Origin of the sequence: Pseudomonas sp. ANT_J28, from assembly GCF_008370005.1 — a bacterium.
Lineage (GTDB): Bacteria > Pseudomonadota > Gammaproteobacteria > Pseudomonadales > Pseudomonadaceae > Aquipseudomonas > Aquipseudomonas frigoris.
The window spans coordinates 1-15,884 of sequence record NZ_VOBM01000044.1 but is presented as its reverse complement, the minus strand read 5'-3'; the positions used below and the strand labels follow the sequence as shown (position 1 = coordinate 15,884).

The window sequence follows — 15,884 nt, the reverse complement described above, 5'->3', positions numbered from 1 at the left end:
CCGCGTGAACGATGCGGTCATTCATGTGACTGATAGTTCGATTGTGACTGATGGTTCACTTTCGACCTTTGACAGCAGCGTTTCTTGTCTATATTTTTTCGAATCTGAATACTGTACGAATGTTCCTATCGCAGCACCCAGCAGTAGGCCGAGAACAGGATGGGGATCCCGTCTCGGTGAAAATCGCGCTTTGTCCCTTAGGAAAAAGCGCCAGACAACAACAAAAACGAGGTTTTCAATGACAACTGCTTTACAACAACCGTCGCTCTCAAGCCAATGCATGGCCGAATTTTTGGGTACTGCACTGCTGATCTTTTTTGGTACAGGTTGTGTTGCCGCGCTCAAGGTCGCGGGTGCCAGCTTCGGCCTTTGGGAAATCAGCATCATCTGGGGGATCGGCGTGAGCATGGCGATCTATCTGACCGCCGGCGTTTCCGGGGCTCATCTCAATCCCGCCGTCAGCATTGCCCTGAGCATTTTCGCTGACTTCGAAAAGCGCAAACTGCCTTTTTATATTCTCGCCCAGATCGCTGGTGCCTTCTGTGGAGCGTTGTTGGTTTACACGCTGTACAGCAATTTATTCTTCGATTACGAACAAACTCACCATATGGTTCGTGGTACTCAGGCCAGCCTCGAATTGGCGTCAGTGTTCTCCACCTTCCCCAACCCGGCCTTGACCACGGCACAAGCCTTCCTGGTTGAAGTGATCATCACCGCCATCCTGATGGGCGTGATCATGTCCCTGACCGACGACAACAATGGCTTGCCAAAGGGTCCGCTCGCTCCGCTGCTGATCGGCCTGCTGATTGCCGTGATTGGTAGTTCGATGGGGCCGCTGACCGGTTTTGCGATGAACCCGGCGCGCGACTTCGGTCCTAAACTGATGACTTTCTTCGCTGGCTGGGGTGAAATTTCCTTCACCGGCGGGCGCGACATCCCGTATTTCCTGATTCCGATTTTTGCACCGATTGTCGGTGCCTGCCTCGGTGCTGCAGCTTATCGCGGGCTGATTGCCCGTCATCTGCCCAGCGCCCTACCTGCTACAAAGGACGCAGCACCGGCCATTGACGGCAAACCAAGAACTTCTTGATACCGTTGGCGTGTGATCCTGCCCATCAGATCACGCGCCGGACCTCACTCCCTTTTTTCGTCCAAGGCAATCGACATGACCGACACTCAGAATAAGAACTACATCATTGCCCTCGATCAGGGTACGACCAGCTCCCGCGCGATCATTTTCGACCGCGACGCGAACGTGGTCTGCACCGCCCAGCGCGAATTCGCACAGCATTACCCGCAAGCCGGTTGGGTCGAACACGACCCGATGGAAATCTTCGCTACCCAAAGCGCCGTGATGGTCGAGGCCTTGGCTCAAGCCGGCCTGCATCACGACCAGGTTGCCGCCATCGGCATCACCAACCAGCGCGAAACCACCGTGGTCTGGGACAAGACTACCGGCCGCCCAATCTACAACGCGATCGTCTGGCAGTGCCGCCGCAGCACCGAGATCTGCCAGCAACTCAAGCGCGACGGGCACGAGCAATACATCAGCGACACCACCGGCCTGGTCACCGACCCGTACTTCTCCGGTACCAAGCTCAAATGGATCCTCGACAACGTCGAAGGCAGCCGCGAACGTGCGCGCAAAGGCGAACTGTTGTTCGGCACCATCGACAGCTGGCTGATCTGGAAATTTACTGGCGGCAAGGTGCACGTCACCGACTACACCAACGCCTCGCGCACCATGCTCTTCAACATCCACACGCTGGAGTGGGATACGAAGATGCTGGAGGTGCTGGATATTCCGCGCGAGATGCTGCCGGAAGTTAAATCCTCGTCCGAAATCTACGGCCACACCAAAAGCGGCATCGCCATCGGCGGTATCGCGGGTGACCAGCAAGCGGCCCTGTTCGGCCAGATGTGCGTCGAGCCCGGCCAGGCGAAAAACACCTACGGCACCGGCTGCTTCCTGCTGATGAACACCGGCGACAAAGCCGTGAAGTCCAAGCACGGCATGCTCACCACCATCGCTTGCGGCCCGCGCGGCGAAGTGGCTTACGCACTGGAAGGTGCTGTGTTCAATGGCGGATCTACTGTTCAGTGGCTGCGCGACGAACTGAAGATCATCAACGACGCCCACGACACCGAATACTTCGCCAATAAGGTGAAGGACAGCAACGGCGTGTACCTGGTGCCCGCCTTTACGGGTCTGGGCGCTCCGTACTGGGACCCGTATGCCCGCGGGGCATTGTTCGGCCTGACTCGCGGCGTACGGGTGGATCACATTATTCGTGCAGCCCTCGAGTCGATTGCCTACCAGACCCGCGACGTTCTCGACGCCATGCAACAGGACTCCGGCGAACGCTTGAAATCCCTGCGTGTGGACGGCGGTGCCGTCGCGAACAACTTCCTGATGCAGTTCCAGGCCGACATCCTCGGCACTCAGGTCGAACGTCCGCAAATGCGCGAAACCACCGCACTCGGTGCGGCTTACCTGGCTGGTCTGGCGTGTGGCTTCTGGGGCAGCCTGGATGAGTTGCGCGGCAAGGCTGTGATCGAACGCGAATTCGAACCGACCCTGGACGAAACCGCGAAGGAAAAACTCTACGCTGGCTGGAAAAAAGCCGTCAGCCGCACCCGCGACTGGGAACCGCATGAAGGCGCTGAATAAGCCAAGCTGAGTACTCGTATCTGTATGTCCAAATAGCGTGAAAGCGTAGCGATCGAAGGTAATACAAGGCAAAAACAGGCGAGGACCGGCTGGGGTCGCACCCGACTTTACGAGGTTGTAAATGAGCAGTCCGAGCCTGTTTTTAACGCAGGATTGCTTGCGTAACGCCGAAGGTGCCCAGCATGAAGTAGCTTTCACGTTATTTGGAAACTGGTAGGGAGCAGATTCCTGCGTCATCATGGGCAAATTTTGCACGGCAGCCCAAAGGAAGCCCCATGAATCTGCCTCCCCGTCAGCAGCAAATCCTCGAACTGGTCCGCGAACGCGGCTATGTCAGCATCGAGGAAATGGCTACGCTGTTCGTCGTTACACCGCAAACCATCCGCCGCGATATCAATCAGCTCGCGGAAGCTAATTTGTTGCGTCGCTACCATGGCGGCGCCGCTTACGATTCCAGCGTCGAAAACACCGCCTACGCCATGCGTGCCGATCAGATGCGCGATGAAAAGCAGCGTATCGGTGAAGCCATTGCGGCTCAAATCCCGGATCACGCCTCGCTGTTCATCAATATCGGTACCACCACCGAATCCATCGCCCGGGCGTTGCTCAATCACAATCACCTGAAGATCATCACCAATAACCTGCATGTAGCCTCGATGCTCAGCGCCAAGGACGACTTCGATGTCCTGCTGACTGGCGGCAATGTGCGGCGTGACGGTGGCGTGGTCGGTCAGGCCAGTGTCGACTTCATTAACCAGTTCAAGGTTGATTTCGCCCTGGTCGGCATCAGCGGTATCGATGAAGACGGCAGTCTGTTGGACTTCGACTATCAGGAAGTTCGGGTGTCCCAGGCGATCATCGCCAATGCCCGACAGGTGATTCTGGCGGCGGACTCCAGCAAATTCGGGCGCAACGCCATGATTCGTCTGGGGCCGATCAGTTTGATTGATTGCCTGGTCACCGATCAGCAACCTGTGCCGGCGTTGGCGCAGTTGTTGAGTCAGCACAAGATTCGACTCGAAGTCGTTTAACCTTCCCTCACATCTTCGGCGCCTGTACCGGCGCCATCGCGGGCAAGCCACGCTCCCACAGGTCATGCACAAACCCTTGTGGGAACGGGCTTGCCCGCGATGGCGATCGTCCAGACAGCACATCTTCTGCGCTCTATCGCACCTCTAAATGTTCGAAAATTTTCCTTTAACGGCTCTTCGATCAGTATTTTCAATCGAAGTTAACTGGCTGCGGGCGACTTTATGGGCTACCATTTTCGCAAATGAACATTAATGTTCGAATTCCAATACCGAAAATCATAAAAGCCCGAGGCTAGCCGATGCCCACTTCTACCTTGCCTACGCCCCCTCTTGCTGAGATCTACGATATCGCCGTCATCGGTGGCGGGATCAATGGCGTGGGGATCGCAGCGGATGCCGCCGGTCGCGGTCTTTCGGTGTTTCTTTGCGAAAAGGACGACCTGGCCAGCCACACCTCTTCAGCCAGCAGCAAGCTGATCCACGGTGGCCTGCGCTACCTTGAACATTACGAATTCCGTCTGGTGCGCGAAGCCCTGGCCGAACGCGAAGTGCTGCTGGCCAAGGCCCCGCACATCGTCAAGCAGATGCGCTTCGTGCTGCCGCACCGCCCACACCTGCGTCCGGCCTGGATGATCCGTGCCGGCCTGTTCCTTTATGACCACCTCGGCAAGCGGGAAAAACTCGAAGGCTCGAAAAGCCTGAAGTTCGGCCCGGACAGCCCGCTGAAAAGCGAAATCACCAAAGGCTTCGAATACTCCGATTGCTGGGTCGACGATGCTCGTCTGGTGGTACTGAACGCCATGGCCGCCCGCGAAAAAGGCGCCCACGTTCACACCCAGACCCGTTGCGTCAGCGCTCGTCGCACCAAGGGAATGTGGCACCTGCATCTGGAACGCGCCGATGGCAGTCTGTTTTCGATCCGCGCCAAGGCACTGGTAAACGCCGCCGGCCCTTGGGTCGCCAAGTTCATTCGTGACGACCTGAAGATGGAATCGCCGTACGGCATCCGCCTGATTCAGGGCAGCCACCTGATCGTTCCGAAACTGTACGAAGGCGAACACGCGCACATTCTGCAAAACGAAGATCAGCGCATCGTCTTCACCATTCCGTACCTGAACCACTTCACCCTGATCGGCACCACCGACCGCGAGTACACCGGCGATCCGGCTGCAGTTGCGATCACCGAAGGCGAAACCGACTACCTGTTAAAAGTGGTCAACTCCCATTTCAAGAAACGCATCAGCCGCGACGACATCCTGCACAGCTATTCCGGCGTTCGCCCACTGTGCAACGACGAATCCGACAACCCGTCGGCCGTCACTCGCGACTACACCTTGGCGCTGTCGGGCACCGGCGAAGAAGCGCCGCTGTTGTCGGTGTTCGGCGGCAAGCTGACCACCTACCGCAAGCTGGCCGAGTCGGCGCTGGCGCAACTGGCTCCGTACTTCAAGGACATCAAGCCGAGCTGGACCGCCAGCGCTACCCTGCCGGGCGGTGAAGACATGACCACCCCGCAAGCCTTGTGCGCCTTGATCCGTGACAAGTTCGACTGGGTGCCGACCGAAATCGCCCGCCGCTGGGCCACCACCTACGGCAGCCGCACCTGGCGCATGCTGGAAGGCGTGCAGAATCTCGGCGATATGGGCGAACACATCGGCGGCGGGCTCTACACCCGTGAAGTCGATTACCTGTGCAGCGAAGAATGGGCAACCACCGCGCATGACATTCTGTGGCGCCGCAGCAAGCTGGGGCTGTTCACCACCCCGGCGGAACAGGAAAAGCTCAAGGATTATCTGAGCAAGGTCGAGCAGAACCGCAGCAAGATCGAAGCGGCCTGATCGGCAATCCGGTTAAAGCAAAGCCCCTGAATCTCAAGATTCAGGGGCTTTTTTGTAGGTGCTTACTGCGCCAGATGCAGCAACAGGAAATCGATGAAGGCCCTCGATTTGTGGGGCAAATGCGGGCTGTTGGGAAACACCACGTTGACGGACTGCGAGGGCAGCGAATAGTCGGGCAACAGCCGGATCAGCCGCTCGCTGGCGATGTCGTCCTTGACCACCCAGGCGGGCAGCACCGAGACGCCTAACGACGACAACGTCATGGAGCGGATTGCCGTGGAAGAATTGGATTCAAACTGATTGATCCCATTGATCTCGACATTACCCGATTGCGGATGGCGCAGTGTCCACTGAGTAGGCGCCTGCAGGTTGCTGTTTGCAATCCACGGCACCGAATTCAGGTCCTGAGGCTTTTGCACCGGGTGACGCGCGAGGAACGTCTCGGTAGCCACCAGGACAATTTCATAATCCGCCAGCTTGCGGCTCTTGAATGCCGAGTCCGCCAAGTTGCCTAAACGGATAACCAAGTCTAACTTTTCCGCCACCAGATCATTGAGCGACGAGTTAAAGTTATAACAGAGTTTTATCTCCGGATAACGTTCTATAAATTGCGGAATCAACGGCAGAATATACGCCTCACCGTATTCACTGGTGGAACTGAAACGCAATTTACCGGACACCCGATTGTGCCCTTTTAATACATTATCGAAGGCGTTATCGATGTCCGCGACAATACCTTTGAACTCTTCATAAAAGTCCTGACCGATTTCGGTGAGGGATATATTTCGGGTATTTCGAATCAACAACGTCGCTGACAGCACGTCCTCCAGCGCCTTGACATGCAGACTGGCCATGGCTTTGCTGATGCTCAGGTAATTGGCAGCCTTGGTGTAAGAACCAAAATCGACAACGGCCAGGAATGTCTGGACCCGATTAAGATGAGTGTGCATAGCAATATGGCTCACTGTTAAATCCCGTCAAACATTGTTTCAAGGATAGTCGTATCGACAGTTCAAGTCCACCGCCCCTATGCTTTGCGGCAAAGGGGAAACAACATGACCTATCGCTACAAAGTTGCACTGATATTTCTGATCGGCTTTTTTATAGACTGCATTAACATCTTTATGTCGGCGGTCGCATTACCGAGTATATCGGCGGCGCTGCACGTTAGTACTTCAGACGTTGCCTGGGTGGCTAACGCTTATATTCTGGGGCTGACTCTGATCATCCCGGTCAGCACCTGGTTGGCCGGTCGTTTTGGCAGCCGGGAAATCCTCACCGCCTCGATGATCGTATTCACCGCTTCCGTGTGGATGTGTGGGCTGGCCAATAGCTTCAACGAACTGGTGATCTGGCGCTTCGTCCAGGGAATTGGTGGCGGCCTGTTGATTCCTGTCGGCCAGGCGCTGACGTTCAACCTGTTCAAGGGCGAGCAGCGGGCGAAAATATCCACATTGGTCATGGCCGTTGCCCTGATAGCGCCCGCCATTTCACCGACCATCGGCGGTGTCATCGTCGACAGCAGCTCCTGGCGCTGGGTGTTCTACAGCAACATCCCGTTCTCGCTGATAGCGGCATTGCTGTCCTGGTTCTGGATCAACGAAGCGCGGCCGACGAGTTTGCCCCGGCCCGACATCAAGGGCTTGCTGCTGGTCAGCGCGGCACTCGGCAGCCTGCTGATGGGCATGTCGTTATATGGCGGCGACGCTCCGGCATGGGTGGCCGCCCTCTTCGTCATGGCCGGCGTTGCTTTCGTCGTACTGTACGGGCTGCACTACCGCACCTGCAAAAACCCGATCATTGAACTGAGCCTGCTCAAAAGCAAAAAACTCAGCACCTCCATCTTTATCTATTACGCAATTCCCGGTGTGTTCACAGGGGTCAACTTGATGAGCATCTTCTTCCTGCAAAACACCCTGCACTTCAGCGCCCGACTGACAGGGATGTTCATGATCCTGTACGCCATCGGCGCGTTCATCGCAATGCTGATCTGTGGCCGAGTCTATAACCGGATGGGCGCGAAGCGGCTGTTTGCCCTCGGCATGCTCTTGCACAGCGCCGGCATCGCCACCCTGTTACTGGTGAACGATCCCTCAGATTTTCTGGTGATTGTCATCGCCTACAGCTTGATGGGGATCGGCGGCGGCATCGGCGCCAACACAGCACAAACCACGTCGCTGATGGACTTCGAGGGCAATGACACTCACAAGGCCAGTGTCATCTGGAACATCAACCGACAGATGTCATTCAGCATCGGCGCTGCCCTCTTCCTGATGGTTTTCAACCTGCTCTGGAAGCATTTCGATACCACCCAGGCCTACCACGTGACCTTCGCCATCGCCGCACTGGCAGGCTTGTTTCCACTCTTTCAACTGAGTCAGTTGAACACTCAAAAGGACTGTCATGCACAACAAAATAGTTGAACAGGCGCAACACAGCATTCATCACGTGCACGAGTTGATCCACACCCTGTTCACCGACGCAAACGGTAAGGGGCAGACCGCTTTCGAGCCGCTGATGTCGGCATTCGCCGAGCACTTCACCATGGTCACCACTTCGGCTGCCATCGTCAGCCGGGCGATGGTCGAACAGATGTTCAAGGGTGCGGTCGGCGCCAAACCGGGCCTCGAGATCGTCATCAGCGACCTGCAGACGGTCTGGCAGGAAGGCAACAGCGTGGCGATTCGCTACAAGGAAACCCATCGCCTCAACCAGCGCGAAAGCTCACGGGTTTCGGTGGCGATCATTGGCATGCATCACCACAACGCCCAGTGGATTTACCTGCATGAAACGCCGCTAAGCCAGGGAGGCTGATTGTCATATGAACGGCATGATCACTGGCTCTTCTATTATCTGGCCGAAAGGACGTTAGCGGCCCCGAACACCATTCGGTTTTCCGAACGCGACCTGTCAGTCGATTCGGTTAACCGGATCCCCCTGCATCAAAACTCTCGCCATAAATATTTAATAACCTTATAAATCAATAAGTTGATCTATTCAGCCTGGCCTGGCACGAGTCATGCTCTACACTCTTGGACGAATGTCCGCTGAGGCACCCCTTCAGGAGCCGGCAAGCATTCAAAGCACAAAAAGGGCCGATGAACTGGCTCCATATAAAAACAATGTCGAGGAAAATTTGATGCGCATCGTTCCCCATCTCCTGGGCGCAGCCATTGCTGCCGCTCTGATCAGCACTCCAGTTTTCGCCGCCGAGCTCACCGGCACCCTGAAGAAGATCAAAGAGTCCGGCGTTATCACCCTCGGACATCGTGACGCTTCCATTCCGTTTTCCTACATCGCGGACGCTTCCGGCAAACCGATGGGCTACTCCCACGATATCCAGCTGAAAATCGTTGAAGCCATCAAGAAAGACCTCGACCTGCCGAACCTTCAGGTCAAATACAACCTGGTCACCTCGCAAACCCGTATCCCGCTGGTGCAGAACGGCACCGTGGACGTCGAGTGCGGCTCCACCACCAACAATGTCGAGCGTCAGCAGCAAGTTGACTTCTCCGTCGGCATCTTCGAAATCGGTACCCGCCTGCTGTCCAAGAAAGATTCCGCGTACAAGGATTTCGACGACCTCAAAGGCAAGAACGTCGTGACCACCGCCGGCACCACGTCCGAGCGCATCCTCAAGTCGATGAACGCCGACAAGCAAATGGGCATGAACGTCATCTCCGCCAAAGACCACGGCGAGTCCTTCCAGATGCTGGAATCGGGCCGTGCCGTTGCGTTCATGATGGACGACGCCTTGCTGGCCGGTGAAGCCGCCAAAGCCAAGAAGGCGGATGACTGGGCCGTGACCGGCACTCCACAGTCCTACGAAATCTACGGTTGCATGGTCCGCAAGGGCGACGAGCCGTTCAAGAAGGTTGTCGACGACGCGATCGTCGCGACTTACAAGTCCGGCGAGATCAACAAGATCTACGAAAAATGGTTCATGCAGCCAATTCCGCCAAAAGGCCTGAACCTGAGCTTCCCGATGAGCAACGAGCTCAAGGCCCTGATCGCCAATCCGACCGATAAAGCGGCTGACGACAAGCCTGTAGAAAAAAAGTCCTGAATTCTAACTAACCTTATCTCCTGACAGGGCTCTGCCCTTTCAGGGGATAGTCACTCCCTGCTGGCATTTCTGGAAACACTCGAACCGGTGGCTGTCGAGCCGCTCGTGTGTGCCTGATCGTAGTGGCCTGTACGGTCAGTTCGTTAGCTCAAATTCGGTGCCGGAAGTTCATATCCAAGGCGCTGTGACGAGTCATAGCCCGCTATGGCGAGGAACAGCAACGCAGGAGATGGACTTCCGGGGCCGGAGTTGAGCTGACAGAACTGACCACACAGGCCACCTAGGTCGGGCGGGAACGGAGCTTCCCCAGGCGGGCACTTGTACATCGAACGATCTGAGGGGAGACCCTAATGAATTACAACTGGGACTGGGGCGTGTTCTTCAAGTCCACCGGCGTGGGCAGCGAGACGTATCTCGACTGGTACATCTCCGGCTTGGGCTGGACCATCGCCATCGCCGTCGTGGCCTGGATCGTTGCCCTGCTGCTGGGCTCGATTCTGGGCGTCATGCGCACCGTGCCGAACCGCATCGTATCGGGCATCGCGACCTGTTACGTCGAACTCTTCCGTAACGTGCCGCTGCTGGTTCAGCTGTTTATCTGGTACTTCCTGGTGCCCGATCTGCTGCCTGCGGACCTGCAAGAGTGGTACAAGCAGGATCTCAATCCGACCACCTCGGCTTACCTGAGCGTCGTCGTCTGCCTGGGCTTGTTCACCGCCGCCCGTGTTTGCGAACAGGTGCGTACCGGTATCCAGGCGCTGCCTCGCGGCCAGGAATCCGCCGCTCGCGCCATGGGCTTCAAGCTGCCGCAAATCTACTGGAACGTGCTGCTGCCCCAGGCTTACCGGATCATCATTCCGCCGCTCACCTCGGAATTCCTGAACGTATTCAAGAACTCTTCCGTCGCGTCGCTGATCGGCCTGATGGAGTTGCTCGCGCAGACCAAACAGACCGCCGAGTTCTCCGCCAACCTGTTCGAAGCCTTCACCCTGGCAACGCTGATCTACTTCACGCTGAACATGGGCCTGATGCTGCTGATGCGCATGGTCGAGAAGAAAGTAGCCGTACCGGGCCTGATCTCCGTAGGGGGTAAATGATGGAATTCGACTTCTCGGGCATCATCCCGTCCCTGCCGGGCTTGTGGAACGGCATGGTCATGACCTTGCAACTGATGGCGCTGGGCGTCATCGGTGGGATCATCCTCGGCACGATCCTGGCGCTGATGCGCCTGTCCCACAGCAAATGGCTGTCGAACATTGCCGGCGCCTACGTTAACTACTTCCGCTCGATTCCACTGCTGCTGGTGATCACCTGGTTCTACCTGGCGGTGCCGTTCGTACTGCGCTGGATCACCGGCGAAGACACCCCGATCGGCGCGTTTGCCTCGTGCATCGTGGCATTCATGATGTTCGAAGCGGCGTACTTCTGCGAAATCGTCCGGGCCGGCGTCCAGTCGATTTCCAAGGGTCAGATGGGTGCAGCCCAAGCCCTGGGCATGACGTATGGTCAGATGATGCGGTTGATCATCCTGCCGCAAGCATTCCGCAAGATGACCCCGCTGCTGCTGCAACAGAGCATCATCCTGTTTCAGGACACCTCGCTGGTATACGCGGTCGGTCTGGTGGACTTCCTCAATGCCTCGCGTGCCAGTGGCGACATCATCGGTCGCTCCAACGAGTTCCTGATCTTTGCAGGTCTCACGTACTTCACAATCAGCTTTGCCGCCTCGCTGCTGGTCAAGCGTCTGCAAAAAAGGTTTGCCGTATGATTTCTATCAAGAATGTCAACAAGTGGTATGGCGACTTCCAGGTACTGACTGACTGCAGCACCGAGGTCAAAAAAGGCGAAGTGATTGTGGTGTGCGGGCCGTCCGGCTCCGGCAAATCCACCCTGATCAAATGCGTCAATGCCCTGGAACCCTTCCAGAAAGGCGACGTGGTGGTCGATGGCACGTCCATCGCCGATCCGAAGACCAACCTGCCGAAACTGCGTTCGCGCGTTGGCATGGTGTTCCAGCATTTCGAACTGTTCCCGCACCTGACCATCACCGAAAACCTGACCATCGCGCAGATCAAGGTCTTGGGCCGCAGCAAGGAAGAAGCCACCAAGAAAGGCCTGCAACTGCTTGAGCGCGTCGGGCTGTCTGCCCATGCGCATAAGCATCCGGGCCAGCTCTCCGGTGGTCAGCAACAGCGTGTGGCGATTGCCCGTGCGCTGGCGATGGACCCGATCGTCATGCTGTTCGACGAACCGACCTCGGCGCTGGACCCTGAAATGGTCAACGAAGTACTCGACGTGATGGTGCAACTGGCCCACGAAGGCATGACCATGATGTGCGTGACCCACGAAATGGGTTTCGCCCGTAAAGTGGCGGACCGGGTGATTTTCATGGACCAGGGCAAAATCATCGAAGACTGCAAGAAAGAGGAGTTCTTCGGCGACATCAACGCTCGCGCCGAGCGTACACAGCACTTCCTCAACAAGATTCTGCAGCACTAAAGCCCGCTGCATTCCCCGACAGCAATTGTCGGGGAATGCAGGTGGTTGACCCAAGGCATCTGTGATGAAATGCGACCCCACTCTCTATCGCGCCGCGCCGCCATCACTCGCCGTGAAACCCCGTCTGATTCGCCATCTGTTCCTGCCGCCGCTGGTCATCGCCCTGATGATCGGATTGGGCTACCTCGGCTTCTGGGTCAGTGACCACTACGGGATCCGCAGCCTCAGCGAGAACGGCCAGCGTCAGCTGGAACTGCACGCCCGCGCTGTCGAGAGCGAGATCAGCAAATACACCTACCTGCCCAGCCTGCTGGAACTCGAGTCCAGCGTTTCGAAGCTGTTGGCCGACCCGTCGCCGGAACACCGGCAGACGGTCAATGAATACCTCGAAGGCCTGAACCGGCGCAGCCGCAGTCGGGCTATCTACGTGATGGACACCACCGGCCGTGTCATGGCTACCAGTAACTGGCGCGATGTCGACAGTTACCTGGGCGAAGACCTGTCCTTCCGCGCCTATTTCCAGAATGCCGTTCGTGGTCAGCCGGGGCGTTTCTACGGCATCGGCAGCACCAACGGCGAGCCCGGTTATTACCTGGCTCATGGACTGGAAGAACACGGAAAGATCATCGGCGTCGCAGTGGTCAAGGTCCGCCTCGAAGCCCTGGAAGAACGCTGGCAGCGCGCGCGGCTGGAAGCTTTCGTCAGCGATGAAAACGGCATCATCATTCTTTCCAGCGATCCGGCACGGCGCCTGAAATCGGTTGTGCCGCTGAGCGACGAGACCAAGGAAAAACTGGCCCGCAGCCTTCAGTACTACTGGTTCCCACTGAACGAACTGCAACCGCTGGCCCGTGAACGACTGGCCGAAGGCGAGGAAAAACTCACCTTCCCCTCCAACAGTGAAGTGGAATCCAATGAAGAGGACATCAGCTACCTGTCGCAAACCCGGCCATTGAGCGACACCCCGTGGAATTTCACCCTGCTCACCCCCCTGCAGGATTTGCGTCGCGAAGCGATCAATCAGGGGATTCTGGTGGCGGTGGCGTTTGCCCTGGTGGCGTTCCTGCTGATCGCCTGGAACGAGCGGCGCAAGGTCATTGCCACACGCCTCGCCGCCCGGGAAGCCTTGCAGGAGGCCAACAATCAACTGGAGCGTCGGATTACCGAACGCACCACTGATCTACGCGCCAGCAACGAACGGCTCAAGGGCCAGATCCGCGAACGGCGTCTGGCCGAAGAGACGCTACGCCGCGCCCAGGATGAACTGGTACAGGCCGGTAAACTCGCGGCGATCGGCCAGATGTCCACCAGCATCGCCCACGAATTGAACCAGCCACTGGCGGCGCTGCGGACCTTGTCCGGCAACACCGTGCGGTTTCTGGAACGCGGTCAGCTGGACGTTGCCAGCACCAACCTCAAGACCATCAACGAACTGATCGACCGCATGGGCCGGATCACCGCCAGCCTGCGTTCATTCGCTCGCCGCGGAGACGACAAAGGTCAGGCCAGCCTCGGCAAAGCGGTGGATGCAGCCTTGCAACTGCTGGGTGGTCGCGTGGAAAGCGCTCATTTGCAACTGCACCGAGACTTCGCCGATCTGCAGGTGCAGATCGACCAGACGCGTCTGGAGCAGATTCTGGTCAACCTGATCGGCAACGCCCTCGACGCCATGCAGGCGCAGCCGCTGCCAGAGTTGTGGCTCGAAGGCGAAGAGTTCGATGGCAAATATCGCCTTCGTGTACGCGACAACGGCCATGGCATCGACGCCGAAGCACGCAAACATTTGTTCGAACCGTTCTTCACCACTAAACCCGGCGAACAGGGCCTGGGCCTTGGCCTGACCCTTTCCGCCAGCCTGGCCGCCGCCACCGGCGGTCATCTGGGGGTCGAGCACCCGGCCAGCGGTGGTACCACCTTCGTCCTCAGTTTACCGTTGGTAAGCCCCACTCACGCCGAGCCAATATGAACAACGACCTTAGTGTGCTGATCGTCGAAGACGACCCCCATGTGCTGCTCGGCTGCCAACAGGCGCTGACCCTGGAAGACATTCCCTGCGTGGGCGTCGGTAGCGCCGAAGAAGCGCTGGAGCGAGTCGGCGATAACTTTGCCGGCATCGTCATCAGCGACATCCGCCTGCCGGGTATCGATGGCCTGGAATTGCTGACCCGCCTCAAGGCTCGCGATCGCAGCCTGCCGGTGGTGCTGATCACCGGTCACGGCGACATCTCCATGGCTGTCGATGCGATGCAGAAAGGCGCCTATGACTTCATGGAGAAACCTTTCTCCCCCGAACGTCTGGTCGATGTGGCGCGCCGTGCGCTGGAGCAACGCAGCCTTGCGCGGGAAGTCTCTTCGTTGCGTCGGCAACTGGCGGAACGGGATTCTCTCGAAGGCCGGATCATCGGCCGCTCGCCAGCCATGCAGAACCTGCGGGAATTGATCGCCAACGTTGCCGATACGTCGGCCAACGTGCTGATCGAAGGTGAGACCGGCACAGGTAAAGAGCTGGTTGCGCGTTGCCTGCACGACTTCAGTCGGCGGCACACCAAGCAGTTCGTCGCGCTGAACTGCGGTGGCCTGCCGGAAAACCTGTTCGAAAGCGAAATCTTCGGCCACGAAGCCAACGCCTTTACCGGCGCCGGCAAGCGGCGGATCGGCAAGATCGAACACGCCGACGGCGGCACGCTGTTTCTCGACGAAGTGGAAAGCATGCCGCTGCCGCTGCAAATCAAACTGCTGCGGGTGTTGCAGGAACGCACCCTCGAACGCCTCGGCTCGAACCAGAGTGTGGCGGTGGATTGCCGGGTGATCGCGGCGACCAAGTCCGATCTGGATGAGTCGAGCAAGGCGGGCGAGTTTCGCAGCGACCTGTATTACCGCTTGAACGTAGTGACCCTTGAATTACCGCCGCTGCGTGAGCGCCGCGAAGACATCCTGCAATTGTTCGAACACTTCCTGCAGCAATCGTCCCTGCGCTTCGACCGTGCCGTGCCGGACCTCGACAACCAGACCCTGTCGAACCTGATGAGCCACGACTGGCCGGGCAACGTACGCGAACTGCGCAACGTCGCCGAGCGCTTTGCCCTCGGTCTGCCGGCCTTCAAGAAATCCGGTACCAGCGGCAGCAATCAGGGCTTGGCCTTCGCCGAAGCGGTGGAAGCCTTCGAACGCAACTTGCTCAACGACGCCTTGCAGCGCAGCGGCGGCAACCTGACCCAGGCCAGTCTGGAACTGGGCATGGCCAAGACCACCCTGTTCGACAAAGTGAAGAAGTACGGGCTGAGCCACTGATGGACCTGATTCTCAAAGCAACCCTGGGCGCGGCCGTGGTGGTGATCCTCGCCACCCTGGCCCGAACCAAAAACTATTACATCGCAGGATTGGTGCCGCTGTTTCCGACCTTTGCGCTGATTGCTCATTACATCGTCGGCAAGGGCCGTTCGCTGGAGGATTTGAAGACCACCATCGTGTTTGGGATGTGGTCGATCATTCCTTACTTCATCTACCTGGCGACGTTGTATGTGATGGTGGACCGGATGCGGCTGGAGGCTTCGCTCGCTGTAGCGGCGGTGGCTTGGTTAATGGCGGCGACGGTGCTGGTCAGCGTTTGGGTGCGCCTTCACGGCTGAGATTTTTGATCCTGCCCGAAACCCGCCTGTAATTGGATGGACTCGCCCAAGCCGAGGCGTCAATGCGCCACGGTGGCAGTCTAAACAGCCAACGACAGCGAGGGCGAGTCCATGAAAAATCATAGTTCGATTGATCAATCCCTGTCTTCT

At 57.8% G+C, this 15,884-nt stretch carries 14 protein-coding genes; 13 read left to right on the top strand and 1 reads right to left on the bottom strand.

What is annotated here, in order from left to right; genetic code table 11:
* The first annotated feature begins 238 nt into the window (after window positions 1-238).
* The 4 genes from FQ187_RS24560 to glpD all read left to right on the top strand — a co-directional run bounded on the left by FQ187_RS24560 (window position 239) and on the right by glpD (window position 5,540).
* The gene (locus FQ187_RS24560; RefSeq protein WP_129445064.1) at window positions 239-1,090 is read left to right on the top strand and encodes an MIP/aquaporin family protein; all 852 of its coding nucleotides are present in this window, start codon (window positions 239-241) and stop codon (window positions 1,088-1,090) included.
* 75 nt (window positions 1,091-1,165) lie between these two features.
* Window positions 1,166-2,671: a glycerol kinase GlpK gene (gene glpK / locus FQ187_RS24555; protein WP_149631457.1), complete on the top strand. Its 1,506-nt coding sequence runs from the start codon at window positions 1,166-1,168 to the stop codon at window positions 2,669-2,671.
* Window positions 2,672-2,946: 275 nt separating this feature from the next.
* Complete coding sequence (locus tag FQ187_RS24550) at window positions 2,947-3,702, top strand: DeoR/GlpR family transcriptional regulator (RefSeq protein ID WP_007916700.1); 756 nt, start codon at window positions 2,947-2,949, stop codon at window positions 3,700-3,702.
* Window positions 3,703-4,001: 299 nt separating this feature from the next.
* The gene (glpD, locus tag FQ187_RS24545) at window positions 4,002-5,540 is read left to right on the top strand and encodes a glycerol-3-phosphate dehydrogenase (protein ID WP_129438042.1); all 1,539 of its coding nucleotides are present in this window, start codon (window positions 4,002-4,004) and stop codon (window positions 5,538-5,540) included.
* Window positions 5,541-5,602: 62 nt separating this feature from the next.
* On the opposite strand, the gene FQ187_RS24540 is transcribed toward glpD, so the two are convergent.
* The gene (locus tag FQ187_RS24540; RefSeq protein WP_149631486.1) at window positions 5,603-6,490 is read right to left on the bottom strand and encodes a LysR family transcriptional regulator; all 888 of its coding nucleotides are present in this window, start codon (window positions 6,488-6,490) and stop codon (window positions 5,603-5,605) included.
* Window positions 6,491-6,595: 105 nt separating this feature from the next.
* Between FQ187_RS24540 and FQ187_RS24535 the strand changes: the two genes are divergently transcribed.
* From FQ187_RS24535 to FQ187_RS24495, 9 genes are all read left to right on the top strand, one after another.
* Window positions 6,596-7,963: a DHA2 family efflux MFS transporter permease subunit gene (locus FQ187_RS24535; protein ID WP_149631456.1), complete on the top strand. Its 1,368-nt coding sequence runs from the start codon at window positions 6,596-6,598 to the stop codon at window positions 7,961-7,963.
* Window positions 7,944-8,354: a DUF4440 domain-containing protein gene (locus tag FQ187_RS24530; RefSeq protein ID WP_129438048.1), complete on the top strand. Its 411-nt coding sequence runs from the start codon at window positions 7,944-7,946 to the stop codon at window positions 8,352-8,354. Before FQ187_RS24535 ends, FQ187_RS24530 begins: the two co-directional genes overlap by 20 nt.
* 325 nt (window positions 8,355-8,679) lie before the next feature.
* The gene (locus tag FQ187_RS24525; RefSeq protein WP_129438050.1) at window positions 8,680-9,606 is read left to right on the top strand and encodes a glutamate/aspartate ABC transporter substrate-binding protein; all 927 of its coding nucleotides are present in this window, start codon (window positions 8,680-8,682) and stop codon (window positions 9,604-9,606) included.
* A 350-nt stretch (window positions 9,607-9,956) separates the two neighbouring features.
* On the top strand, window positions 9,957-10,703 hold the full coding sequence (locus tag FQ187_RS24520; RefSeq protein ID WP_149631455.1) for an amino acid ABC transporter permease: 747 nt from the start codon (window positions 9,957-9,959) through the stop codon (window positions 10,701-10,703).
* Entirely contained in the window at window positions 10,703-11,374 is a 672-nt protein-coding gene (locus FQ187_RS24515) for an amino acid ABC transporter permease (protein ID WP_149631454.1), read from the top strand. The genes FQ187_RS24520 and FQ187_RS24515 overlap by 1 nt, the downstream gene beginning before the upstream one ends.
* Window positions 11,371-12,105 (top strand): amino acid ABC transporter ATP-binding protein, encoded by a 735-nt coding sequence (locus FQ187_RS24510; protein ID WP_149631453.1) that lies wholly within the window; start codon window positions 11,371-11,373, stop codon window positions 12,103-12,105. The genes FQ187_RS24515 and FQ187_RS24510 overlap by 4 nt, the downstream gene beginning before the upstream one ends.
* Before the next feature lie 64 nt (window positions 12,106-12,169).
* Window positions 12,170-14,071: a sensor histidine kinase gene (locus FQ187_RS24505; RefSeq protein ID WP_149631452.1), complete on the top strand. Its 1,902-nt coding sequence runs from the start codon at window positions 12,170-12,172 to the stop codon at window positions 14,069-14,071.
* Window positions 14,068-15,396 carry a sigma-54 dependent transcriptional regulator gene (locus FQ187_RS24500; RefSeq protein WP_149631451.1) on the top strand — a complete coding sequence of 443 codons (1,329 nt, stop codon included), beginning with the start codon at window positions 14,068-14,070 and terminating at the stop codon, window positions 15,394-15,396. Before FQ187_RS24505 ends, FQ187_RS24500 begins: the two co-directional genes overlap by 4 nt.
* Window positions 15,397-15,404: 8 nt before the next feature.
* Complete coding sequence (locus tag FQ187_RS24495; protein WP_178122759.1) at window positions 15,405-15,734, top strand: GlpM family protein; 330 nt, start codon at window positions 15,405-15,407, stop codon at window positions 15,732-15,734.
* Window positions 15,735-15,884 lie beyond the last annotated feature (150 nt).